19 protein-coding genes and 1 riboswitch are annotated in these 24,417 nt (G+C 34.6%); of the genes, 1 reads left to right on the forward strand and 18 read right to left on the reverse strand.

What is annotated here, in order from left to right:
* Positions 1–66: 66 nt before the first annotated feature.
* From helD to BN2390_RS10845, 18 genes are all read right to left on the reverse strand, one after another.
* Positions 67–2,253: an RNA polymerase recycling motor HelD gene (gene helD / locus BN2390_RS10755; protein ID WP_053984351.1), complete on the reverse strand. Its 2,187-nt coding sequence runs from the start codon at positions 2,251–2,253 to the stop codon at positions 67–69.
* A 94-nt stretch (positions 2,254–2,347) separates the two neighbouring features.
* The gene (locus BN2390_RS10760; RefSeq protein ID WP_053984352.1) at positions 2,348–4,006 is read right to left on the reverse strand and encodes a ribonuclease J; all 1,659 of its coding nucleotides are present in this window, start codon (positions 4,004–4,006) and stop codon (positions 2,348–2,350) included.
* Between the two features lie 112 nt (positions 4,007–4,118).
* Positions 4,119–4,616, reverse strand: coding sequence for a winged helix-turn-helix domain-containing protein (locus BN2390_RS10765; protein ID WP_053984353.1), 498 nt, complete (start codon positions 4,614–4,616; stop codon positions 4,119–4,121).
* Between the two features lie 19 nt (positions 4,617–4,635).
* Positions 4,636–7,341 (reverse strand): magnesium-translocating P-type ATPase, encoded by a 2,706-nt coding sequence (gene mgtA / locus BN2390_RS10770; RefSeq protein ID WP_053984354.1) that lies wholly within the window; start codon positions 7,339–7,341, stop codon positions 4,636–4,638.
* 269 nt (positions 7,342–7,610) lie between these two features.
* Positions 7,611–7,769, reverse strand: a riboswitch (M-box (ykoK) riboswitch).
* A gap of 112 nt (positions 7,770–7,881) precedes the next feature.
* A complete protein-coding gene (locus BN2390_RS10775) occupies positions 7,882–9,624 on the reverse strand; it encodes a hypothetical protein (RefSeq protein WP_053984355.1) in 1,743 nt (580 codons plus the stop codon).
* Positions 9,625–9,804: 180 nt separating this feature from the next.
* Positions 9,805–11,535, reverse strand: coding sequence for an adenine deaminase (gene ade, locus BN2390_RS10780; protein ID WP_053984356.1), 1,731 nt, complete (start codon positions 11,533–11,535; stop codon positions 9,805–9,807).
* A 240-nt stretch (positions 11,536–11,775) separates the two neighbouring features.
* Positions 11,776–13,104: an aminotransferase class V-fold PLP-dependent enzyme gene (locus BN2390_RS10785; protein WP_053984357.1), complete on the reverse strand. Its 1,329-nt coding sequence runs from the start codon at positions 13,102–13,104 to the stop codon at positions 11,776–11,778.
* A gap of 90 nt (positions 13,105–13,194) precedes the next feature.
* Positions 13,195–14,286: a hypothetical protein gene (locus tag BN2390_RS10790; RefSeq protein ID WP_053984358.1), complete on the reverse strand. Its 1,092-nt coding sequence runs from the start codon at positions 14,284–14,286 to the stop codon at positions 13,195–13,197.
* Positions 14,276–15,094, reverse strand: a complete 819-nt coding sequence (locus BN2390_RS10795) for an EcsC family protein (protein ID WP_053984359.1) — start codon at positions 15,092–15,094, stop codon at positions 14,276–14,278. Before BN2390_RS10795 ends, BN2390_RS10790 begins: the two co-directional genes overlap by 11 nt.
* Before the next feature lie 16 nt (positions 15,095–15,110).
* Complete coding sequence (locus BN2390_RS10800) at positions 15,111–15,293, reverse strand: hypothetical protein (protein WP_053984360.1); 183 nt, start codon at positions 15,291–15,293, stop codon at positions 15,111–15,113.
* Between the two features lie 37 nt (positions 15,294–15,330).
* Positions 15,331–16,575, reverse strand: coding sequence for a histidine-type phosphatase (locus BN2390_RS10805; RefSeq protein ID WP_053984361.1), 1,245 nt, complete (start codon positions 16,573–16,575; stop codon positions 15,331–15,333).
* 56 nt (positions 16,576–16,631) lie between these two features.
* Complete coding sequence (locus tag BN2390_RS10810) at positions 16,632–17,588, reverse strand: alpha/beta hydrolase (RefSeq protein ID WP_053984362.1); 957 nt, start codon at positions 17,586–17,588, stop codon at positions 16,632–16,634.
* 91 nt (positions 17,589–17,679) lie between these two features.
* Entirely contained in the window at positions 17,680–18,321 is a 642-nt protein-coding gene (locus BN2390_RS10815; RefSeq protein WP_053984363.1) for a flavin reductase, read from the reverse strand.
* Positions 18,322–18,685: 364 nt separating this feature from the next.
* Positions 18,686–19,630, reverse strand: coding sequence for a hypothetical protein (locus BN2390_RS10820; protein WP_053984364.1), 945 nt, complete (start codon positions 19,628–19,630; stop codon positions 18,686–18,688).
* 492 nt (positions 19,631–20,122) lie between these two features.
* Positions 20,123–20,413 carry a lasso peptide biosynthesis PqqD family chaperone gene (locus tag BN2390_RS10830; protein ID WP_053984366.1) on the reverse strand — a complete coding sequence of 97 codons (291 nt, stop codon included), beginning with the start codon at positions 20,411–20,413 and terminating at the stop codon, positions 20,123–20,125.
* 55 nt (positions 20,414–20,468) lie between these two features.
* Positions 20,469–20,738 carry a hypothetical protein gene (locus tag BN2390_RS10835; protein WP_053984367.1) on the reverse strand — a complete coding sequence of 90 codons (270 nt, stop codon included), beginning with the start codon at positions 20,736–20,738 and terminating at the stop codon, positions 20,469–20,471.
* A 26-nt stretch (positions 20,739–20,764) separates the two neighbouring features.
* Entirely contained in the window at positions 20,765–21,184 is a 420-nt protein-coding gene (locus BN2390_RS10840) for a lasso peptide biosynthesis B2 protein (RefSeq protein WP_242847663.1), read from the reverse strand.
* A gap of 43 nt (positions 21,185–21,227) precedes the next feature.
* Complete coding sequence (locus BN2390_RS10845; protein ID WP_053984369.1) at positions 21,228–22,445, reverse strand: nucleotidyltransferase domain-containing protein; 1,218 nt, start codon at positions 22,443–22,445, stop codon at positions 21,228–21,230.
* A 230-nt stretch (positions 22,446–22,675) separates the two neighbouring features.
* On the opposite strand from BN2390_RS10845, the gene BN2390_RS10850 reads away from it, so the two are divergent.
* Positions 22,676–24,385, forward strand: a complete 1,710-nt coding sequence (locus tag BN2390_RS10850) for an ABC transporter ATP-binding protein (protein WP_053984370.1) — start codon at positions 22,676–22,678, stop codon at positions 24,383–24,385.
* Positions 24,386–24,417: the final 32 nt, after the last annotated feature.

The following is a 24,417-nucleotide window of genomic DNA, read 5'->3' on the forward strand; positions in this document are numbered from 1 at the left end:
AATGCCACTAGGAAAGTCATACGTACTAGTCCTAGCGGCATTTTTACTCTTTTTATCATTAATCTATTAAATAAGATAAGAACTTACTTCTCCTGTGTAATAAAAGCTTAATGTATGAAGAGCTCGTGTTGCTGCAATATACAATAATTGCTTATCAAAGTTATTGCAGTAGTGATCTTTATTGGTTTGATAAACCATGACTGCATCATATTCAAGACCTTTAGCTTCAAAGATTGGGCTAATAATAAGTTTTCCATTTTTATTTTCCTCATCTTTAAAAATCTCTTGTAAATAATGCGCTTCTTTTCTCGTCTTACATAAGATCGCAATATGCTTATAACCTTCTTCAAAGTAACATGCTAAAGTTTGTTTCATATCACTTATTAAGGCCTGTTCACTTGATGCTTCTATTAGCCTTGGCGCTTCTCCATGTCTTTCAAATGGAATCACTTGTTGTGTGCTTCCTCTTAACTTACCTGCAAATTCACAAATCTCATAAGTTGAACGGTAACTCTTTAATAAATCAATTTGTAAACCTTTTCTTGGTTTTAGGATTTCCATAATCCCATCATAAATAGAAGCTTGAATAGGTTTTTCAATAGCCTGGCAGTAGTCCCCTAAAATGGTATACTGACCATTTCTAAAAATCATCTTAAAGATTTTGTAATGAATTGGATAGTAATCTTGGGCTTCATCAATTAAAACTTGCTTGATTGAGGCATATAAGCTCTCCCCTTCTAATCTAAGTTTCAAGTAAAGCAGTACTGCACCATCTTCATAAGCAACTTGCTTTTGTTCTAGACATTTTGCAGTGTGCTTCATCATTCCTTCGATACCTTCTGGTAATACTATTCCTTCTGCAAATTGATTAAAGAGTTTTTGCTTTCTCATCAATCTTTCATAAACCTTAAGTACATTAACTCTAGTAAAACGAGTAATCGTACTCATAAAACAATCATACTCTTCTTGCACAAGGCGTCTTGCTTCTTCTTGTTCATCATGGGCAAATTTGGAATCATTCTCAAGTTTATCTACTAGCTCTTTGTAATAGGCTTTTTCTAAAGGTTTAATACGTTCTAAGAGAATTTTCTCAATACGTTTCAAACGCTTAATAATAGACATGTTTATTTGGTTATCTAAAAACTGTGTTTTAAGCTCTTTCGCACCCATAATTTTTTCTTCACGGTAGTAGACATCTTTAAAAATAATGCCTTCTTTTTCAATCCATTCAATATAACGTTCAAGCATGGTCATAAATGCTTCTGAACCTTTAAAAGCAATAGATGCACGAATTCTATCACGATTTTTGCTACTAATAATAGCTTCTAGCTGACTATGCTTTTTGCCCATTCTTAAGTAGTTACCAAAATAAGCTTCAAATAAATCCTCTAATGTTGCACACTCTACATTTTGTTCGCCAAGCTCTGGTAGTACTTCCGCTATATAATCACCAAATAGACTATTCGGTGATAAAATCATTACATCTTTATTGGTTAGTCCTTTTTCTCTTTGATTGTAAAGAAGAAAGGCAATGCGATGTAAAGCTATGGATGTCTTACCACTACCTGCTGCCCCTTGTACAATAAGCACATCATTTTCTTCATCACGAATAATACGATTTTGTTCCTTTTGAATGGTTTCAACTATATTCCTCATTTGTCTGGAAGTGTTTTGACCTAGTGTTTGTTTAAGCATATCATCCGTAATAGCAATACTTGAATCAAAGAAAAACTTCAGCTCACCCTTTTCCACTTCATATTGTCTCTTAAGAAGCATTTCTCCTTCTATTTCTCCACATGGTGCTACATAGCTTGCTGGTCCTACTTCATGATTATAAAATAGTCCAGCAATAGGTGTACGCCAATCATAAACTAAAACCTCATAGGTATCATCATTCATAGCATTGTGATAACCAATATAAACTTTTTCTTCACTCTCACCGTCTTCTTTAAAATCAAAACGTCCAAAATAAGGTGCTGGTAACATCTTTTGATAATTCATAACCTTTTCTAATTGATGTTTATACTGAGAAGTTTCGATGGCTTCCATATTGACGTACTGGCTCATATCAATGGCTTGATCAAACTCATCAATTGCATGCATACCTTCTTCCCACATTTCCTTACGTATGCCAAGGAGGGTCGCTTTTTGTTTATCTACTCCTTCAAGACCTTTATGAATTTCTTGCTTTAAAAAATCTATAGTTTGCTTTAAATAAGCTTTTTCTTGTTCTAATATAATTGAATCTAACATAGATTACTTATCCTCAACTTCCTCTTCTACTTGTTCCAAACCTTTATATTATGCTATTTTGATTTATTTAACAAGTAGAAATCCCCCCCTTTGTTCACACCTCCATAATAATAGACAATATAGTTGGTCTTCTCTTTGTTTTTTCATAGAGTAATTGCTCTACTACTTTTTTAATGTTGGCTTTTAAGATATACCATTCTACCATTTGATAAGCTAAGCACATTTCTAATTCTTTTGTTGCTACTGCTTTAACTTGATTAATAAGTTCTTCTGCATCTTTTGCATAGACAAATCCACGTGTAATCACATCTGGACCACCCATAATAGAATAGGTCTCTAAATCTATAGCTGCTACTACAATCAGCATTCCTTCTTCTGCAAGATGCTTACGATCACGAAGAACAATATTGCCTACATCACCTACTCCAATACCATCCACTAATATATTACCTGCACGTACACGCCCTGTAATGACAGCCTTTTCATGATCTAACTCCAGAACATCACCATCTTGTAAAATAAAGATGTTTTCTTGCTTCATTCCCATCTCTTTTGCTAAATCACTATGATGTTTTAAATGTCTATATTCTCCATGTGCAGGCATAAAAAACTTAGGATGAGTTAAAGAATGAATGAGTTTTAATTCTTCCTTATATGCATGCCCCGATACATGTACATCTTCTATATCTTTATAAATAACTTCAGCACCCTTTTTATAAAGTTCATTAATAACCTTAGATACTAATTTATCATTGCCTGGTATAGGTGAAGCAGAAATAATAAATAAATCATTAGGTTGTATTTTAATGACACGGTGATGTCCAAAAGCTATTCTTGCTAAAGCTGCCATAGGCTCTCCTTGGCTTCCTGTCGTAATAATGGTAATCTTATCATTGGAATAATTATGAATTTCTTCAAGAGGTATGAGCATATTCTCAGGTATGTCTAAATAACCTAATGTTTTAGCTACCTTTGTAATATTTTCCATACTTCTTCCACTGAAAGCTACTTTGCGGTTATGCTTTATAGAAGCATCTATAATCTGTTGGATTCTATGAATATTTGAAGCAAAGGTTGCAACGATAACACGCCCTTTGACCCCTTCAAACAGTCTTCTTAATGTTTTACCTATCGTTTGTTCAGAAGGTGAGTGCCCTTTACGCTCTACATTGGTACTGTCTGCTAACAGAAGAAGTATTCCTTGTTTGCCAAGCTCTCCTATTCGTTCTAGATCCATTGTTTGCCCATCAATGGGGGTATAGTCTACTTTAAAATCCCCTGTATGAAAAATAATACCTTCTGGCGTATGAATAGCTATACAGCAAGCACCTGCTATACTATGTGTACTTCTTATAAATTCAATTTTCATCTGCTCTAACTGAATACAATCTCCTGGCTCTACGCTATGCATTTTACAGTCTTTAGCTAAACCATGTTCTTGTAATTTATTTTCAATAATGCCTAGAGTTAGCCTTGTTCCATATAAAGGAATATTAATCTGTTGTAAAATATAAGGTACTGCTCCAATATGATCTTCATGCCCATGGGTAAAAAATATCCCCTTTACTTGATCTTTATGGGCTAATAAGTAGGTAATATCTGGAATAATAAGATCTACACCATACATTTGTTCATCTGGGAATCCCATACCACAGTCAATCACGATGATTTCACTTTTATATTGGATTGCAGTAATATTTTTCCCAATACTTCCCAGACCACCTAACGGAATAACTTTTACTGTATCACTCATAAAATACCGCTCCTTTTTTAAACTTTTTAATTTAGTTTTTCCTACATGTAAAAGTGTATGCAAAAAGTCCTACCTTTAGATTTAATTCTAAAGGTAGGACTTTTTCACATGCTTACTCACCACCAAACTTATATCCAACACCCCACATCGTTATAATAAATATAGGTTTAGCTGGATTTGGTTCTATCTTCTTTCGTAGCTTTCTTATATGAGCCATAATATTGTTATCATCATAAGTATAATTATCTTTCCACACGCCATTATAAATCTGTTCTTTCGTATATACTTTTCCTTTATTATTGGCTAATAAATATAAAATATCAAATTCTTTTGGAGTAAGTTGAATCACTTTGTTATCATAGCAGACACTTCTATTAACCATATCTATAGCTAACTTACCGCTTCTTATCTGCTCTGACTCCACTAGTGTCATTTCTTCACTCTCTTTTCTATTTAAAATCAAACAACCATATTCTTTATCTTTTAAACCTTTTAATCCTTCTAACAAATCTTCAAATTCCCTATTACTCCTAGCTTTTTCTTCAAGCTGAGTATAGATCCATTCACACACTTTAGCTTCAATCCCTATTGCCAATGCTTTTTTATTCATATGACTTACCTCATTTCTCTTAAAGTAATTCGCCGTATTTTTTGACATAAATTTTCTTTAAGACTGTAACAAGTATCATATAACATAATATAATGCCCACTAACCAAGCAAAGTAAATGGGTGGTATTGGATACATACCTATAGCTTTACCAAAGCTTGTGTATGGAATAATCGTTCCAATACCAATTGCAAGTGCTGTAACTAGTGTAACAGGTAAGGAAGCTCTACTTTGAATAAATGGAATTTTTGGTGTACGAATCATATGAATAACTAAAGTTTGTGACCATAGAGATTCTACAAACCATCCTGCATTAAAGAGTGCCATAAATAGCACTTTGTCTACACCTGGCTCATGATAATATCCACCACACACCATTGGGCAAATAATAAAGTACATGAGTATATAAGTAACAATATCAAATACTGAACTTGTAGGCCCAATCCATGCCATAAAACTTCCGATAGATGATGCATCCCATTTACGAGGCTTCTTTAAAAACTCCTCATCCATATGATCCCATGGAATAGAAATACAAGAAATATCATAAATAAGATTCAACACAATAAGTTGTATTGCAAGCATAGGTAAAAAAGGTAAAAAGGCACTTGCAACTAATACAGAAAACATATTTCCGAAGTTAGAACTTGCTGTCATTTTAATATATTTAATCATATTACCAAAGGTTTTTCTTCCTTCTATAACGCCTTCTTCTAAAACATTTAAGTCTTTTTCAAGTAAAATAATATCTGCTGATTCTTTTGCAATGTCTACTGCTGTATCTACTGAAATACCTACATCAGCTTCTTTCATAGCTGCCGCATCGTTGATGCCATCTCCCATGAAGCCTACTGTATGCCCATTTGCTCTTAGTACTCTTACAAGTCTTGATTTTTGTTGTGGTGAAAGCTTTGCAAAAATATTGCACTTTTCTACTTCTCGTGTTAATTCTTCATCATTCATATGCTCAATTTCACTACCTAGCAGAAGCTTTTCAACACTTAGTCCCACTTGTTTACATACAGATCTTGTTACGCGTTCATTATCACCTGTTAGCACTTTCACCTCTACACCATATTCTTTTAGAGATGCTATTGCCTTAGCTGTACTTGCTTTAGGTGGATCTAAGAAAGCTAAATATCCCATAAGTACCATATCTTTTTCATCTTTAGTAGAAAATACACCTTCAGCTGATGGATTTGTCTTTTGTGCAACAGCTATAACACGCATGCCTTGGTCGTTGAGCTGTGCTACTGTTTCAAGAATTTCTTTCTTAATAGATTCTGTTAAAACAGTTACTTCTCCTTTATACTCTGCAAAACGGCAGCGATTAAGCATTTCTTCTACTGCACCTTTTGTTACCATTTGTGTCTTACCAAATTCATCTTCAAGTACAACACTCATACAACGTCTTTCAAAGTCAAAAGGTATTTCGTCTACTTTTTTATAACTAGCAAAAATCTCATCTTTTCCCATATCCTTGGTATATTCAATAATAGCAAGGTCCATTAAATTCTTAAGTCCTGTTTGATAATAAGAATTCATAAATCCATGGCGTAGAACACGCTCATCTTCTTCCCCATGAATATCTAAATGGTACTCTAAAATAACTTTATCCTGTGTCAAAGTCCCAGTTTTATCTGTACATAATACATCCATTGCTCCAAAGTTTTGGATAGAGTTTAAGTTTTTAACAATAGTTTTTTTCTTGCTCATCCTAGCAGAACCCTTAGCTAAGCTTGTAGTTACAATCATCGGTAACATTTCTGGTGTTAAACCTACAGCTACTGAAAGTGCAAAAAGTAATGCTTCTACCCAATCTCCTTTTGTAAAACCATTAATAAAAAATACAATAGGTGCCATAACTGCCATAAATCTAATGAGTAACCATGAAACTGAATTCACACCTTTTTCAAATCCTGAAGCCACTTGAGTAGCCACAATAGTCTGAGATAAATTACCAAATAAAGTTTCATCTCCAACGGCCACTACAACCCCTAATGCTGTCCCACTAATTACATTGGTTCCCATAAAAGCTAAGTTATCACATTCTATAGCAGTTTGATAAACTCTGCCCTTTTTTAGTTCAACAACTTTTTCTACTGGTTCACTTTCTCCTGTTAACGCTGATTCACTTATAAATAGATCTTTTGCTTCTATGATTCTAAGATCAGCTGGTACCATATCACCTGCTGATAAGCATATAATATCTCCATTTACAACTTCTTCTAGCGGAATTTCTACCCTTCCTATTTCCTTGCGTTGTACACAAGTTGTAGTCTTAACCATCGCACTTAGTTTTTCTGCTGCATGACTGGACTTAGTCTCTTGTACAAACTTTAATATTCCACTTACAGCCACCATGGTTAACACAATACCGACCGTTGTAAAGTCTGCTTCTCCACTTCCACTAAGAATCACATCTGTAAATAATGAAATTGTTGCTAATATAAAAAGTACCACTGTAAAAGGATTAATAAATGCACTAATAAAGCGTTTTAATGCAGAATCCTTTTTCTCATGGGTAATACTATTAAATCCACATTCTTCTCTTGCTTTTTCTACTTGTTTAATTTCTAATCCCTCTAATGAAGTCCCCATATTTTCAAGTACAAATGCTTTGTGCTTAGTAGCTATATTTACAAGCCATTTATTAATCACGGCTTCACGTGCTTCTTGTTGTCTTCTCATTCTTTCTGCTTGGTTTTTAAAAATATTCTTTTTCATGTCTAATCCCTCCATTTATTCTTAATAACAAAATTGGATTGACACGAAACCTGTCTATCTAACCTACTCTAGAAAGCATCTATTTAGTTGTCCGTTTGCGGTGAGAAGAATGTTCATACGGCATCTCCTCACTTTTTTCACTTTTATACTGCTTATCAGGTCCCGTGCCGTTACTACTACTTGCGTCCATTCTTCTCACCTCCTTTAAATTAACAATACAAAAAAAACCCCTTGCCAAAGCATAACAATGACAAGGGGCCTATCGGCCTAATCTAATTCATCGTTCAAGCTTTAGCATCGTAGGGCGGTGAAATTGTGTTAGGTTATGCCTTGGTTTCGACATCCCCTGCTGACCAACTCATAGTGTCTCCACTATTTTGCGGTAACAATCCATATCCCTACGGTAGCCTCACCTACCGAAGTTATTTTGTTGTGATTACATTTCTAATTATATCAAAAAAATCTGATTTTACCAGAACCTTTTTCTTACTTTTTTCTTACTTTTAAATTTTTAGCATTTTAACATTTATAGTCTTAAGTCTATTCACTATACTTAATAATCTTGATTACATTTATTCTATGCGCTTCTTCTTCTAATGTTTCATAAATAATAATGCTTACACTATCATTGCTCAAACTAAAGACTAAATGATTTAATGTACGCCCATCTGAAGTCAATTTAAAAGCTTCATAATCTTTCTTATCAAGCTCTCCCCAACTAAGGGCCTTTACATCTTGTACATTATGTAATTCCATTAAAGCTCTTTCAACATCTACAATTTCATACAGCGCAAATGTTTTATAAATTGATTTTAAACACTCTTGTTCGAATTTAAAATCACTATATGTTGTTTGCCACTTCTCTTCAAGCGATTTTTGTCTTTCTTCTTTTTCATTTTGTATCTGTTCAGTGGTTGCTTCTTTCTTCTTCAGTGCTTCTTGAACTTCTTTAGTAATCTCTTCATGTTTTCTATTAAAGATATCAATATAAGCTCTTGCACTTTTTATCTCTTCTTTACTCATAGTAAGCATACCTTCATAGGTACTAATTTGAGCATCTTTCATACGTACTTCTTTTGTCATACGTTGCTCTTCCATCTCAACTTGCTGAATATGCTCTAAAATATTCTCTTCTGTAGCACTTGATAATATTTGTTCTTGTTCTGCAAACTTATTAAGTAGAGATTCCTTTTCTTCTACAAGTTTCTTAATACGTTCTTTTGTTTCTGCTTGGCTTCCTTCTTCATACTCAATCAATTTATTCTTAGATGTAATATACCTATCATTTTCTAATAACTTCTGTACAACTGCTTCATAGTTCTCTTCATTTTTAGCATGTTGCTGCATCAAGTCTTGATAAGCCTTATCTAATTTTATTCTCTCATCATTTGGTAGCCAACTTGGTAATATTTCTTCCTTACATTCTATTTGTCCACCCATAGCTTCTACACAAAGTACGATTAATTGAGCAAAGAGTTCACGGATCAATTTATTTTTACCTAATGGCATTTGAAGCTCTAGTACAGTCTTGGCATCAAGAGGTTGTTTAACTTGCTTATTTTCTTCCTCCTCTTCACACTCTTCTTTTTCTGTGTTTTCTATAACATTACTAGCTTCTAACTCCATATCATCATCTAGTTCAAAAACTTGAGCATCTTGAATCTCACCTATCGTTGATTCTTGTATGCCTTCTTTGATACTTATTTCGTTCATACTTTCTACTGAAGCTTCTTCTAATACAGCTTCTACTTTTTCAGTTTCATCTGTTATTTCACCTTCAGCTTCTATTTGCTGCTTTTCAACTTGCTTTCTTAATTCTCTTTGTAATGCTTTCTTTTCTTCTGCATAGCACTTTGTAATTAAATCTGCTTTTTGTGAAGGCAATAATTCTTCTTTGAGCTCATAATGTTCTGCAACTTGATCAATGATAAAAACAGAAAGGGCATCATCTGAATCCTCTGCCTCTATACTTCCTCCTCTTAGTGCATTGCATTTTTCTTTTAAAATGTTCTTAAGATGAATTTCTAATTCTTCGCGTCCTAACATTTGCCAATTAAGCTTACTCTTTTCTAGAAGCTGATCTATTGAGAGCACCTCAGGTGCTTGTAAAGGCGTCTTTTTCATAAGTCCTGTTACTAAATTTGTTGCTTGTACTAATTTTTTTGCGACTTTTTGTCCTGTTTGTTTAGATATGTTGGTCATTGTAAAAGTTTCTAAAAGTGCAATTTGTTCTCTTAGCTCTTCTTCTGAAACCTTTTTTATGCCGTCAAATAAGTTTGCCAAAATCCCATTCTCCTTTTACATACTATTCCTTGTTATTTGAAGGATAATTAAAATTTTATCATTTTTTAACTTTTATCGCTACTCAACTTCTCATATTTAGGTCTTTTTATATGTATTATATAAAAAAAGTGAGCATTTATATTTTTATAAATGCTCACATATCTATTTGAATGTACAACTTTAAGCTTCAATAGGAATAAAAGCAAATTGTGTTACATCAAATAATCCCATATCTGTTAACTTAATCTCTGGAATAACCGCAAGTGACATAAAACAAAGTGTCATAACAGGTTCCACATGTTCACTAATATGAAGTACTTCATGAGCTGTTTGATGAATACTTCTAAGTTTTTCATCTACCCACTCACCACTTCTATCACTCATAAGTCCACCTATTGGCATCGGCATACTTTCAATCACTTGCCCCTTATTAACAAGAATAATACCACCATCTTGTTTAATAAGTTCTTCAACTGCATAAGCCATATCCTGATCATCTACACCTACAACAATAATGTTATGAGAATCATGAGCCACTGACAAAGCCACTGCACCTTGCTTAAGTCCATATCCTTTAAGAAGTGCTACTGCTACATTACCTGTATCTTGATGACGCTCTACAACTGCTACCTTTACAATATCTACTTCTGGATCATATACAAATTCATTATTCTCATTACGTTTAATTGAAGCAACTTCTTTACTTGTGACTACACCACCTGGAAGAATATTGATGATATGTGCTTGTTCTGAATTAATAGTTAGACGTAATTTATCTATAGAGAAGTCCTTTACATGGAAGCTCCCTTTAGTCGCATGAATATCATGGCGTTCAATAGGTAGCATATACTCACCTTGTGTTGCCACTTCTTGACCTGCAATAAATACACGTTGTGCATTAAATGCTGTTAAGTTATCTATGAGAACAATATCAGCACGAAGTCCTGGAGCAATAGCACCACGGTCAGAAAGACCAAAGCATTCTGCTGCATTTAAACTTGCCATTTGTAGGGCTATAATTGGATCTATACCTTCTTCTATACACATACGTAAATGATTGTCTAAATGTCCAACACTTAAAATGGTTTTTGGCTGGCAGTCATCAGCACATAGAAGACAGCGTCTACTGTTTTGCATTGTAAGCCCTGGAAGTAATTTTTTCAGGTTATGACATGCAGAGCCTTGACGAAGAAGTACATATATACCTCTTGCAATACGATCATGCATCTCTTCAATGGTGTCACACTCATGATCTGTACGAATACGTGCTGCTGCATAGGCATTAAGTGCATTCCCAAATACACCTGGGCTATGACCATCGATAACTTTACCATGTTCTTTAGCTACCATAATTTTATCAAGTACATCATCATGACCGCCAATAACACCAGGGAAATTCATAAACTCCCCAAGTCCTAACACGCTTCCGTTTTCAATAGGTGCTTTCATAGCTTCTGCATCAATCACTGCTCCTGCATGCTCAAATGGTGTAGCAGGTACACAAGATGGAAGCATCATCTGAATATCAAGCGCTGTACCTTTAGAAGCTTCTATCATATAACCTATACCACGAAGTCCACATACATTGGCAATTTCATGTGGGTCTGCAATGATCGTTGTTGTACCATGAGGCACAACTAATCTGCCAAGTTCTTCTGGACTTACATAAGAAGATTCAATATGTATATGACTATCAATATAACCTGGTGTTGCATATTGCCCTTGAGCATCTATCACACGTATACCTTCATATGTACCTACACCTGCAATAAGTTCATCACAGATTGCAATGTCACCTTCTACAATACGTCCATTATATACATCTACCACTTTAGCATTCTTGATAACAATGTCAGCTGGTACTCTACCTGCTGCTACATCTATTAATTTTTTAAGTTGTTGCTTTTCCATTACTTGTCCTCCTTTTTTTGGGTCCGTCAAATTCTAGTTAAATGAAGTCCAAAATACTATATTGCACTCATATTAGCATACTTTAAAGCAAAAAAATAGAGTTTTTCATTAAAAATATGAACATTTTTATTTCACAATAAAAAAATGTTCGACACATCTTTTATCTCGTCCAGTCACGCCTTCATTCAATCTATATATTAATAGAGAAGTACATATAGCGTACTTCCCTATCCTCTCATTTTAAAACTTCAGCCTATAACGTATTGCTCTCTTGAGCTCTGAATCTTTCAATCCACAAATTTCTTGTATCATCTCAAGAAAATCATCTATCTCATCCTCTGTATTATAAAGTCCTAAACTTGCTCTTACCATGCCAGGTTCTGGCCTTTGAGGCTGTTGCATCATTTCATATCTTTCCCTATCTGAAACGCCTAATAATCTTGCCACATAAGGCTGTGCACAAAAACAGCCATTTCTCACAGCAATACCTCCTCTTTCCGCTAAGAGTTGGTTAACTAGTGAATGATGCATGCCTTCTATATTAAAACTTATCACACCTAATCTAGCTTTATACAAAGGATCACCGTATAACGTAACCTTAGGTATACCTCTTAAGCCTGCTAACATTCTATTTTTAAGCTTTTGTTCATGCCTTACAATTTGATTCATACCTACACTGGTCATCATATCAAGTGCAGCTGACAAGGCTATTACTCCTAAATAATTAGGTGTACCCGCTTCCTCCTTATCAGGAGAATCCTTAAAGTATACATCATCATCAAATACTGCTGCTACAGCTCCTCCTCCTTGTACATAAGGCCAACTTTCATTAATATACTCCTTTTTCGCTATTACCGCCCCTACTCCAAAAGGCGCATAGATCTTATGGGCAGAAAAGACGAGAAAATCTATATTTTCATCTGCTCTAGTCCCCTTTATTTTGATTGGATAGTGGGCTACTAATTGAGCAGCATCTACAATCAACTTTGCACCATATTGATGTACAATTTGAGCTACTGCATGAATGGGATTAATATACCCTGTTACATTAGAAGCCCCTGTTAGAGTAACATATTGAATGCTTCCAGCTGCATTTTTTAATTTCTCTTCTAATTCATCTAATCTTAATAGTCCATTTTCATCTACTTCTATGTAGAATACCTTCGCCATTTTCCTCCATGGTAAATCGTTGGCATGGTGCTCCATTCTTGTAGAGAGTACTTTGGTACCTTCTTTTTGACATAACTCATGAGCTAATAAGTTTAGGCCTTCTGTCGTATTCTTTGTATAAATTACGCAATAACCATCTTCAGGTTTTAAACCAAAGAAATTTAATACCTTTTGCTTACTCTCTTCATAAGACTCTGTACTATAAATAGATTTTTGCCCTGCTCTGTGAACCGCACCGTACATACCTATTTTTTCTTCTATTGTTTCACAAACATATTTAAATGGTGGTGTTGTTGCACCATTATCAAAATTAATAGGCACCTTAAATGATCCATCTGCTAATTTAACAGGTACATCTATACCTTGAAATAATTCCTTATACCCTTCTGCACGTTGCATGTGATCAACTCCTATATGTTGTTCACTTAAAGTATATTCGACTTTACAGAAGAAGATGTAACTTTAGAAAAACTAAAAGACCACTTAGATTCAAGTGGTCTTATTAAATAATTGTTCCATACCTTTATAAATACCTTCGCCAAACTCATGTATTAAGAGGTTTTGATTAACGTTATAAATAGGCTTATAATCCTCTTTCTTAAAAATTTCATTATGTGCCTCTGGTTTTACACATCTATGATCTATTTGCAAAGAACCATAACTTCCCCATCGTCCATATATTTTTGCAAAATCTTCTTCTACTACTGATGTAAAAAATAATACTTTCTTCTTTTTATCTGTAATAAGCTCAATAATTTCTAGGGGATACATCAAACATGAGAGCGGGCAAAGTTCATAGATTGGAATTTCATGATCTAAGGCATATTTATGTGCCATACATTTATAGACCCCTTCATGAAATACAAGTAAACTACAACGGCCATTACATTCTTTAATAGAACCATCAAAAGAGATAAATCCCCCTTTTTCCATAACCTCATCATAATCTTTCTCATTGAGTCTACGCATTTCTTCTGCTAGGTTACTAAGATGCTTATCTAAATATCTTTGATTCTTTCTACTCATATCACAAGGACTTCCACAGCAACAGCCATATTGATAAAGTTTGGTACATTCAAAACAATTAAGATTAATAAGAGCCCCAATTGCTTCTATATCTACTATATAAAGTTGATCATCTACATCTATTGTTGCAAGTTGCCTACTATTTAGATAATCTTTAAATGCTTCTAGATCGTCTGCTGCTCGTTCATCTAAATCATAATATTCTGCTGACCATAAACTCTCTATAACTTTTTCTACTCTTATCTCCTGAGTAATGCTATGCCCCTCTAGTCTTTCCGGTTGAGTTACTACTAAGTAAAGTTCTACACCTGAAATCACCTTTCCTAAACCTTTATTCAAGGATTTAGTTGCCTTATAGACATTGATATTATTCTCTAGCTGGGTATCTAACTTAAAAGCATCTGGTTCAAAAAATAGGTCTATGAACTGGGCCCCTTGTTCCTTACACCATTTTTCTATAAGTTGCTTAATTTTTTCTTGTGCTCTGTCTTGTATCTCTTCTTCAACTTTCCATGTGACTTGATAATGCCACTTTGTCTCTTTCTTATTTTTCATGTAAAAGTCCCTCTAAATAACGTTTCTTATATTTAATACGTGCCATTTTTGTAATGTCTTTAATAATATTAAAGTTGCTTACGCCACCTACTACGCCAATAATAGGAAGGCCTTGAATAAATTTTGCCATCAGCATAGCTTCTGCCAGACGAGTGGAGGTTTCTTTAATCCCATTATCTATGCTATAAGGAAGTGTATCTACCATTCTATTGCCTACTGCAATACGCTCTAACTTTCTATTGTAGTCCTCTTGAACATCCTCCTTAGTAACTCCTGCACAAATCAGATAAAGAATATAAAGTTTCTCTCTATCTGTTGTATAATCAAATCCATAAGATAAACTAATCTCATAAATACTCTTTAAGATCATTCCTATAAGAATAGGTATATCTGGGATACCTATTCCTAATGCACCTAATAGACTCCCTTCAACTGTAGAAATAAATTGATTACCTCGTACTGTTTTTGCTGCGCCTTTATCAAGCTCATTAATATTTTTATGATTCATTTGATTCATAATCGTATAATGCTTTACATCGAAGTCCTGAAGCTTAGATTCCTTTTTATAAGTCTTCTCTATTAAGCCAACGCCTTTTTCAAATACTACTTTAAAACCTGTCTCAAACGCTTTTTCTAACGTTTGCTGAAGTTTAGCTGGAATCTTACTTTCTATCTTCTCTTGAATAGGTGAAACTTTATTTTTAATAAACTTTATCTCTTTCTTACTAAGAACTTTATTTTCCTTTTTTTCTACTTTATCAAGTTGTTTCTTAATCAGCTTATATTTCTTTGCTTGGTTATTTTCCACTTAAAACGCCTCTTTTCTAACCCTCATCACTACAAGGACATATACTATGCATGAGTAATGCCAGTTCCTCTTTACTTAACGTCTCACAATAGGCATCAAAATGCTCTTCTGAACAAAAATATCCAACTTTGTGGTTAAATGGTTCTCCTTGGATTTGTTGATTACAATATAAACATTTCTTTTGATTATTTATTTTCATGATATTCCTCTCTTTATTTACCTGTTCTTTATACTATCTAATTGGCGGTGTAGAGCTTGACTTGTTCTACTACACTTGGTGTATTAGGAATATTAATCCCTTGTAAAACTTGCTCATAAAAATCCTTTATATCTTCCCATCTATAATAAGGTCTTTCATTACTTCCTGTGGGGAATGGAATAGCCTTTTCATTATAAAGCATCTTAACTAATATAGGCTGATTTTCTTCTCCTTTATAAAAAATCCACTGAATATTAGCTGCCATGGGCGCAATACATTCATCTTTCCAAAACTTAGACACTGTATTGAGCTGATCCGTTTGTCTTCCCCATGTTAATAAATCTAATAAACTTGCAAAAGGAATAATAGTTTCTGCATGAGCAAACCTTAAATCTGCAGAGACATCGCCACTTTGAAGCGCTGCATCACTTTTATCAATAAAATCTCTTAACAGTGCAAATGCAATATTTGTTGGTAAGTCTTGCCCCATATTGCTTGGCCCTTTTTCTAAGTAATTTTTAAGATTTTCATTTTCCCAATAATACTTAAGTGTACATTCATCAAAATACTGACCAAGACCTAAATCCACCTGCATATTATAGGTATTTGCATAAATACTATATAACGTTGTTGCCAAATCCAGAGCCTTTGTAGGTGTTAGCCCATAACTTTCCTTAATAAACTTTGTCATAAAAGGGGTAGAGACATCTTCTCTTTTCGTAAAAGTAGCAAGTTCTGCTTTCCACTTTCCCTTTTCTTTATACTGAATATAGGCTTCATTAAGATCAAAAAATCTTAATAGTGGATCTACTTCTCCATTTACATATGTTGTAATAGGTTTTCTTCCTATATAATGACTAAGTTCTCTTATAAATGCATCCATACTTTGTTTTGCCCTTGTTACATAGGTGGAAACGGCATGCACCTGTTTTCCAAAAACTGTAGGATAATGGGCATACATACGTTTAGCTATTCCTTTTTGTTCCTGTACACCAAAAGGTGTTAGTAATCCGTACTTACCTTGTGAAAGTGCCATAAATCTTCTAATCTGCCTTCTGAGCTGCTTCCCTTCTTGGGTAAGTTCATTTTGCTTATAAGCTTCACTTAGCACTTTATAGAGTTCTTGGGCACCTTTTGAACTTGTCACATATCTTGATCCATGTCGACTTAAATGAGTAATATATACAGCGTGATAGCCACTAGGGGCTTCTATCTCACTTTCAGGGGTATAATAATAAGGTGTTTCTGTTCCTAGATAACACCTAGCCATCGGTAAACTCATCTTATCATCTCCTTAGAAAGGTCTTCTAAGGAAATTATATTCTAGCTCACCTTTTCTCATGAGTTAATGATTTCATGGATAGCCTTTTGATAGGCTACTTTATCATACATATAAGCTTCTACATGTTTTGCTCCTTCTATAAGGCATAGCCTATCTTGCATACTATTTCTAGCTTTATACATTCTCTCACTCATTGTATATGGAATAGTTACATCTTCTTTACCATGAATAAAGGCAACTGGCCCATTATAATGTATAATCTCATCAAAGGGATTAGCTTCATCTAAATTTAGCCTATATCTATATTTAATCCAAAAATTGATAATTTTATAAGTAAGCTTAGCCGGCAAATGTGCAAAAGTCTTAAATTGATATTGCAATACTTCCATTGCCCTCGTATATGGACAATCCGCTACAACAAAAGCTATATCCTTATATCTACCTGCATACATCAGGGCTGTTGCTGCACCCATAGACTGTCCATGCAAACCAATTCGAACAGTTTCTCCTTCTATTTCACGAAGCTTATTAATCCAAAGCCTTGCATCCTCAACTTCACAAAGTCCATAAGTTGGATAAATACCCTCACTCTTACCATGACTTCTTGCATCAATGGCTAAAATATTATAACCATAATCTCCATAAATCTGAGCCACTTGTAAACTCATCAAATGGTTACCTGTATAACCATGAATCAATAGAACAACCTTCTTTGCATCTGGATGAAAAGTTATATATTCTCCTTGTAACTTATAACCTTCTTGACTCGTAATTGTTATTTCCTCTTTAGAAAGCGCCTCATAATCTGAACGCTTGTACACCTTTCTATGTTCAAGTTCATTAAAGGCCTCCTCTTCTGTTTTACGCCGTGCAAAAAATATATTTTTAATAGCAAAATGCCCAATACTTAACCCTACTCCTATAGCCACACAACTTATGGCTATTATGCCTAATACCATATTTCTTCTCATATCCTCTCTTTCTACATCTACCCACTTATTTTTTTCTATCATATATAACTTTTATTATACTGTATAACTGACATAAAAAAAGGTTTATTACATGGTTTTTAATCCATGTAATAAACCTTTTAAATTTTATAACCTATGCTTCATAAAATACACTTTTAGGCTTACCGCATATTGGACATAGATAAGTATCTGGTAATTCCTCAAAAGGTACTTCTCCATCATAAATATAATGACAAACTGAACATTCATATTGTACTTGTTCTTTTGTAGGTTTAACAGATCCGCCTAATGATACAGGTTGTACTTTACCTGCTTTTAAATCTCTATAATAGGCATAAGTCATTGGTTCACCATTTATAAGCTTAGTCGCATCTATAACTTCTCCAATAAAAAGAGTATGTGAACCTAAATCTATTTGCTCTACAACTTTACATGAAAATGTAGCAATACTATCTTTTTCTATAACAGGAGTACCTAAAGTATCTACTTTGTACTCAAAATCTTGGAACTTATCAACACTGCGTCCACTTTGGAAACCAAAATGTGCAATAGTATCTAATGATGCGTGTTTACCAAGTACTGATACTGTAAATTTCTTAGATGCATCTACCATATAATGTGTTAAATTACTTTTTAAAACTGTTACACTCACACGTGCTGGCTCTGCTGTAAGTTGCGTACAAGTATTAATGATACACGCATTTTTTGCACCATTATTTTCTGCTCCTAAAATAAATACACCATATGTTAATGTAAATAATGCTGTTTGATCCATTCTTATGCCCTCCACTTTAATATGATAATATTATAATAACATATTTTGTTTATTTAGCAAATAATAATTATTATCCCTTAGAGAAAAATAAGTTCCTTAAAGTTCTCTCTACACAAGAACTTTAAGGAACTGTGATTATTAATGCTTTAACTCATCTAGATGACATTCTAATACTTTAACTAACTTTTCTTTTAAAATACCTTTATACGTTTGAGCTTGATTGTGGGGCATACAAACTTCCTCCTAATAGGCTTTAAATATAGTATGAAGTTCCTTGCATACTCCTATGTGTCTTTGAGAGATAAACCATTTTTTTCCACTTTAATTCAAGTCTTCTCTCCTAGACTCCTCCCCTCACATTATCTTATGCCACTTGTTGCTTTAACATTTGTATTTGTCTATCTCTTACATGATAAATTAGGTCTACAATACACCCTGCACTTGTAAGTACTATAATGGTAATTTTAAATAAACTAAATAACATGAGGAAGATTCCTAGACCAATTCCCTTAGTTATACCTATAGACCCAGTCTTTGTATAAATAAATTTACTTACTAAGCTATGGGCATCTCGCAATATAAAGTACAATGCAATCCACTGTATAGCTCCTAATACCGTCTTTAAATAAAGTGGAAGTGCTACAAATTGTAATGCTTGTATACCCACTAGATACAGAATCCATCTATAAGTTGTTCCTTTAGAACAGCACAAATAGCCAGCATATTTTTTAAAGCCCTTAATCACCTTAAATTTTTCTTTTGTTGTGCCAGAAAGAATACGCAATTTATGGCCTACAAAAAGAGTACCGATATAAGCAATAATACTCGTACCTACCGGCAAACTGGCCAGTCCTATAGATACTGCAATCTCCTTTACTACATCTGGAGCCGGAATAGGCTCTAGTGTTCGCCAAAGTTCAGTAATCAGACTCATTCCTAAAATATTCTCACAATAAACATCTATAAAGATAACAATAAATGCTCCACCTACTGAGCACCACAGTAAATCATCCATAATTGTCGAATCCTTACTAAGAGCTACACTACATATAAGCCCAATTATAATACCTTGAATCATCCAAATAGCCGTAGGCAAATCCCCCATGCCAAAGAAAATAATCAAAACCGAAATTATCCCACATAAACTGGTATACTTAAACCCACACTTCAAGTAAACAAGTCCAATGAGAACAGGAAGTCCCAAATCTATAAAGATTGTATAGCCAAGACCTGTCATCATTACAAACAAAGTCATAGCTACAATCACAGCAGATAGCATTCCTGCATAAGTTAGCTTTTGTGTATTCATTATGTTTCACCACCTAATTGGACATTATAGACTTATTATGTGAAATTTATATGCATATCTTTCCTTCAGGGGAACAAATCTTTCTTGCTAATTCACTTTAGTAAAATGCTTTTGATTGATCGAGGAATGGTAATCAATTGACTCTTTCTATCAAACACGCCTGATGCATAGTCCTTTTGATCATAGTCTCCAAAACTCTCATATTTTGAAGCAACTTGTGTATCTTCATCATAGCAGCTATTGCTCGATACTCCTTATCAAGGAGTACCTTTTTCACCTTATAAATCATATCCTTAATCCTATAAATACTTTTTATACCCACTCTTACTACTAGGTTCTTTGAGTTTTTTCCATTTGTAAGCGCTATCTTTATATTTTCCATTCCTTGATCTATTATCACAAGTCATCTCTCCCCTATTTTAAATGTACTACCAATTTTATAGTATATATAAAAAGATGCCTTCATCAAACTCAAGGCATCTTCTCGGCTGCTTATGCAATGGCAACTAACTCACGTTTGCAAAGTTCATTTACAAATGCCATTACTTGCTCTTTACAAGTTACTTCATCTATTTCATATTCATTTAATAAGTGTTGAATCACCTCTGCAACTTTCATAGGTTGTTCAACAAGGTCCCATATATGGGTTGCAACATCATTGAGCATGAAGTAACTCCCTGTATCTAAATCCATCATTACTTTTTCGCCATCAATATCTGATGTATCCATATCACCTGTTTGTCTAATCATTGTTTCTAATGTAATTTCTTTTGTTTCTTTCATTTTAATAGGCCCCCTTATGTAATTTTACTCATTCTTTTATTATCTTAACGCTTTATTAAGATAGGTTAAACCATCCTGCAAAACTTCCACCACCATCGCCACTACTACTATCCGACTCATTACTTGGTCCTAATCCAATAGCCGGCCCTGTTGTAATAAGTGCTGGTCCTGTTGTAATGCTTGGCGTTACATTAAATATAGGATCTGTGTTAAATGTAGGTTCCGTGCTTATAGTTGGTTCCATACTTATAGTCGGTGTCATCAGATCACTTTGTGTATAGGTAACTCCCAAGATATAAAGTTTTGGATTTTTCCATTCTTTCACTATCATCCCTCCTTTATCCTTTAATATTATACGGCAAGATTGGCAAATCTAGCCACTTCCTTATACCTCATTCTTGCACCATCTCCAGTAACAATCATCTGGCCACACCTAAGCCAAGCATGTGCTTTGAGGTCTCCTTCGCTACCTTTTGCCACCCCAAGATATAAAGTGGCTGGGATTTTACGTCTTTTCAGAAGATATTGTGCTACCATAGCCTGAACCAAACATTTGCTCTCCCACGGCGTATATCGACTCACCATAGATACTACTTGCCCTATCTTCTTAGCTTGACGGTAAACATATATATCTTCTTCTAGATTCGAATCAGCATTATGCTCTCCTAGGTAAGGTCGGAACTTCTTAAATGGAATGAGTAAAATCAAGGCCCTTACAATACCGCATAATATAAATGTTTGTATTACCAATAACTGGGTCCGCCAATTCAATTTCAAATATAATTTAAGCTTATGCATAGACTCCTCCCCCTTCCTACAACTGTAGATCCCTAAGTAACTTATTACGCTTCTTCGATACCCTAAAAGCAGTAAAGGCAAATTTAAACTTCTCTTTTAATTTATATTCCTTATTCCAAATACCATTCCATAAATGATGTATCCAAGCAATCGGAAGTAGTACTTTATGTCTCTTGCCATAGGCATATTTATCAGACAATTTTTCCTGTGGTGGACATAAGAAGTCTAAGAAATTATGTAATACACTTGACTCTTCACTCGACTTCTTACCTTCTACATCCTTCGCTAGCTCATGTGCTAATACACGAGAAGCATCACGCTTTCCATGGACACCTGCTGCCCACATATCTTCTATAAGCTCTAGTACTACCTGCTTTTTCACGCTGCCTAGCTTATTAAGTGCCACTGGAAACTCTAGTTGGAAGAGGACTTCTGCCATTTTAAATACAGCTACAGTAAAATGGCTTAAGTTCCACCTTTTAATCTTCTTACGCAATATATTCCACTGAATCACATGTCTTTTTGCTTGTACCAATAATACAAGGTCTATTAATTGACGAATACCAAATCCACCTACAGATAAATGCGTTGCCATATGTACACACAAATGGGCTATCTGATCTTCTAAACCTAATCCAAGCACTTCAATGCCATTGACACTTACAGAAATAGCTTCTTGCCACAATCCAGCCTCTAAAGCATCTATTTCTTCAAATATACGTTCATCTCGAATCGTCCAATGAATTTCAATGGCATAACATCTAGGATGTGTATATTTAATATGTACCGGTGACGCTTCTTCTGCATGATATCCTTCTTCTAGTAAAATCTCTTCTATAATCTTTAAGTCCTTTTCATGAACTAACAAATCAGCATCACACATTGTTCGTAGCTCTGGTCTTGGATAATACTCTCTTATTACTAAGCCTTTCAATACAATCACATCAATCCCAAGCGTTCTAAAATGGCTTAAAATTCTTGAAACTTGACAAACATGTTGAATTTGACTTGTACCTGTTCTAAAGGTTTCCTTTTTCCACTTTTCATATAGTTGCTCATCAATATGTCCTTCTATTTCTCCTCTATCAATTGCAGTATAAATCATCCCTTTGACTTGGTGTTCTCTCGCCTCTGCTAATACACCTTCCCAGTCTTGATATCTTGTATCTTTACATTTCTCTCCACGAATTGCAGACGTAAGCAATTCTAGTAATTGTTCCTGTTGCTTATTCATCCTTATCCCCTTACTATCTATTCTCTATATTTTTCTTGTTCTATACTGTTATGATTTTTTATGTGTTCTCTCTTTACATGATACTATACCCATTTTTTTCCTTAAAGTATATAAGTGTATACTTCTACTTGACCTAATATACTTATATAGTATCATTGAGATTCCAGTATTTTCTTTTTATACTACATATAATAGTTTTAAATTTAACTTAATATGGGGGAATCATCATTATGCTTACAACAATACAAAAGACTTGGGCGCAAATCAAATGGCTCGCTAGACATGCCAAACCGGTCCTTGGCTATCTCATCTTCAATACATCTGTAACAGCAATTTTCTCATGTATTGGTGTCTACTCCGCACTTTTATCCAAATCCCTAATAGATGCAGCCACTACTGGAGACTTGCCGGGTGTATTTAAATGGTTGGGACTTATGGCACTGATTTTCGTCTTTAGAATCACTATCTCATCCATTACATCTATTACAAGCACCAAATGCTCCACTAAACTTAGAAATAATATTCAAAAACACTTCTACGAACATATTACTTATAGCGAATGGCTCGAACATAGCAAATATCACAGCGTCAACTTACTCACACGTATTAATAGCGATGTAAGTGTCATCATTGGTCTTATTACCAGTACTGTTTCTAGCTTACTGTCGCTTACTATCACCTTTGTTGCTTCCTTTATTACACTCTTCTTTTTAGACCGAACTGTAGCTATTCTTTCTATTGTTATTGCACCAGTACTTATGCTTTGTAGCATTGTATTTGGTAAGAAAGTCAAAAATCTATACATGGAAGTTCAAGATCACAACATTAAATACAACTCCTTTATCCAAGAATCTATTCAAAACATCATGATTATCAAAACCTTTTGCAAAGAAAAGAAAAATATGCAAGACTTAGAATCTCTACAAGACACAACTATGAAACTTAACTTACGCTCTAGTATTATCGGACTTATTGCAGGGCTCTTTATGACAGTAAGTTCCTACCTTACCTACTTTGTTGTATTTAGTGTAGGTGCTTACAAAATTGCAGTAGGCTTAATGAGTTTTGGTACAATGACTGCTATGCTTCAACTTTTCAACAACATTCAAAGTCCACTTTCCGGGTTTGCGAGTATTGTCCCAAACATTATCAAATCCCTAGCCTCTGTTGAAAGACTTATGGAGGTCGAAGCACTCACACTAGAAGACCGCACACCCAAAGCACTTGCTCACCTACCAAACCTCAAACCAAGTATTTGCTTTGACCAAGTAAGCTTTTCCTATCAACCAGAAGTACCTATTTTAAAGCAAATCTCTTGTTGTATTGAACCTGGTGAAATTATTGGCTTAGTTGGACCATCTGGTGGTGGCAAAACAACGCTTATACGCCTCCTACTCTCCTTAGCACATCCACATGAAGGGCATATCACCTTAAATACTTCACATCAAACAGAAGAAATCAACGCACTACATCGTCACCTGATCTCCTATGTCCCTCAAGGTAATACCCTCTTCTCCGGTACTATCAAAGACAACCTTTGCTACGGCAACTTACTAGCTACCGATGAAGAAATACAACAAGCTTCAAAACGCGCCTGTGCATGGAGCTTTATCACTGCACTAGATAAAGGTCTCGAAACTTCTCTTGGAGAAAAGGGTCTTGGCATCTCCGAAGGTCAAGCTCAGCGTCTCGCTATCGCACGTGCCTTCCTAAGACAAAAGCCTATCCTCATCTTAGATGAAGCCACCTCTGCACTAGACCCTGAGACAGAAGTCAAAGTACTACATGCGATTAAAACCTTACCGCATAAGCCAACCTGCCTGATCATTACCCACAGACCATCTGCTCTTTCTATCTGTGATAGAGTCCTAAGACTTGAAAATCAAAAACTGACTACTGTAGACTCTATAGATAAGCTTATGAAAATAGAAAGTGCATAAAAATAAACCAAGGCAACCGCCTTGGTTTATTT

Origin of the sequence: Niameybacter massiliensis (genome assembly GCF_001282685.1) — a bacterium.
Taxonomy (GTDB): Bacteria; Bacillota; Clostridia; order Lachnospirales; family Cellulosilyticaceae; genus Holtiella; species Holtiella tumoricola.

What these genes read in the sequence shown, in the direction of transcription:
- helD (WP_053984351.1), bottom strand. Translation starts at nt 2,253, where the DNA reads ATGTTAGATTCAATTATATTAGAACAAGAAAAAGCTTATTTAAAGCAA.
- BN2390_RS10760 (WP_053984352.1), bottom strand. Translation starts at nt 4,006, where the DNA reads ATGAGTGATACAGTAAAAGTTATTCCGTTAGGTGGTCTGGGAAGTATT.
- BN2390_RS10765 (WP_053984353.1), bottom strand. Translation starts at nt 4,616, where the DNA reads ATGAATAAAAAAGCATTGGCAATAGGGATTGAAGCTAAAGTGTGTGAA.
- mgtA (WP_053984354.1), bottom strand. Translation starts at nt 7,341, where the DNA reads ATGAAAAAGAATATTTTTAAAAACCAAGCAGAAAGAATGAGAAGACAA.
- ade (WP_053984356.1), bottom strand. Translation starts at nt 11,535, where the DNA reads ATGGAAAAGCAACAACTTAAAAAATTAATAGATGTAGCAGCAGGTAGA.
- BN2390_RS10785 (WP_053984357.1), bottom strand. Translation starts at nt 13,104, where the DNA reads ATGCAACGTGCAGAAGGGTATAAGGAATTATTTCAAGGTATAGATGTA.
- BN2390_RS10790 (WP_053984358.1), bottom strand. Translation starts at nt 14,286, where the DNA reads ATGAAAAATAAGAAAGAGACAAAGTGGCATTATCAAGTCACATGGAAA.
- BN2390_RS10800 (WP_053984360.1), bottom strand. Translation starts at nt 15,293, where the DNA reads ATGAAAATAAATAATCAAAAGAAATGTTTATATTGTAATCAACAAATC.
- BN2390_RS10805 (WP_053984361.1), bottom strand. Translation starts at nt 16,575, where the DNA reads ATGAGTTTACCGATGGCTAGGTGTTATCTAGGAACAGAAACACCTTAT.
- BN2390_RS10810 (WP_053984362.1), bottom strand. Translation starts at nt 17,588, where the DNA reads ATGATAGAAAAAAATAAGTGGGTAGATGTAGAAAGAGAGGATATGAGA.
- BN2390_RS10815 (WP_053984363.1), bottom strand. Translation starts at nt 18,321, where the DNA reads ATGGATCAAACAGCATTATTTACATTAACATATGGTGTATTTATTTTA.
- BN2390_RS10820 (WP_053984364.1), bottom strand. Translation starts at nt 19,630, where the DNA reads ATGAATACACAAAAGCTAACTTATGCAGGAATGCTATCTGCTGTGATT.
- BN2390_RS10830 (WP_053984366.1), bottom strand. Translation starts at nt 20,413, where the DNA reads ATGAAAGAAACAAAAGAAATTACATTAGAAACAATGATTAGACAAACA.
- BN2390_RS10845 (WP_053984369.1), bottom strand. Translation starts at nt 22,445, where the DNA reads ATGAATAAGCAACAGGAACAATTACTAGAATTGCTTACGTCTGCAATT.
- BN2390_RS10850 (WP_053984370.1), top strand. Translation starts at nt 22,676, where the DNA reads ATGCTTACAACAATACAAAAGACTTGGGCGCAAATCAAATGGCTCGCT.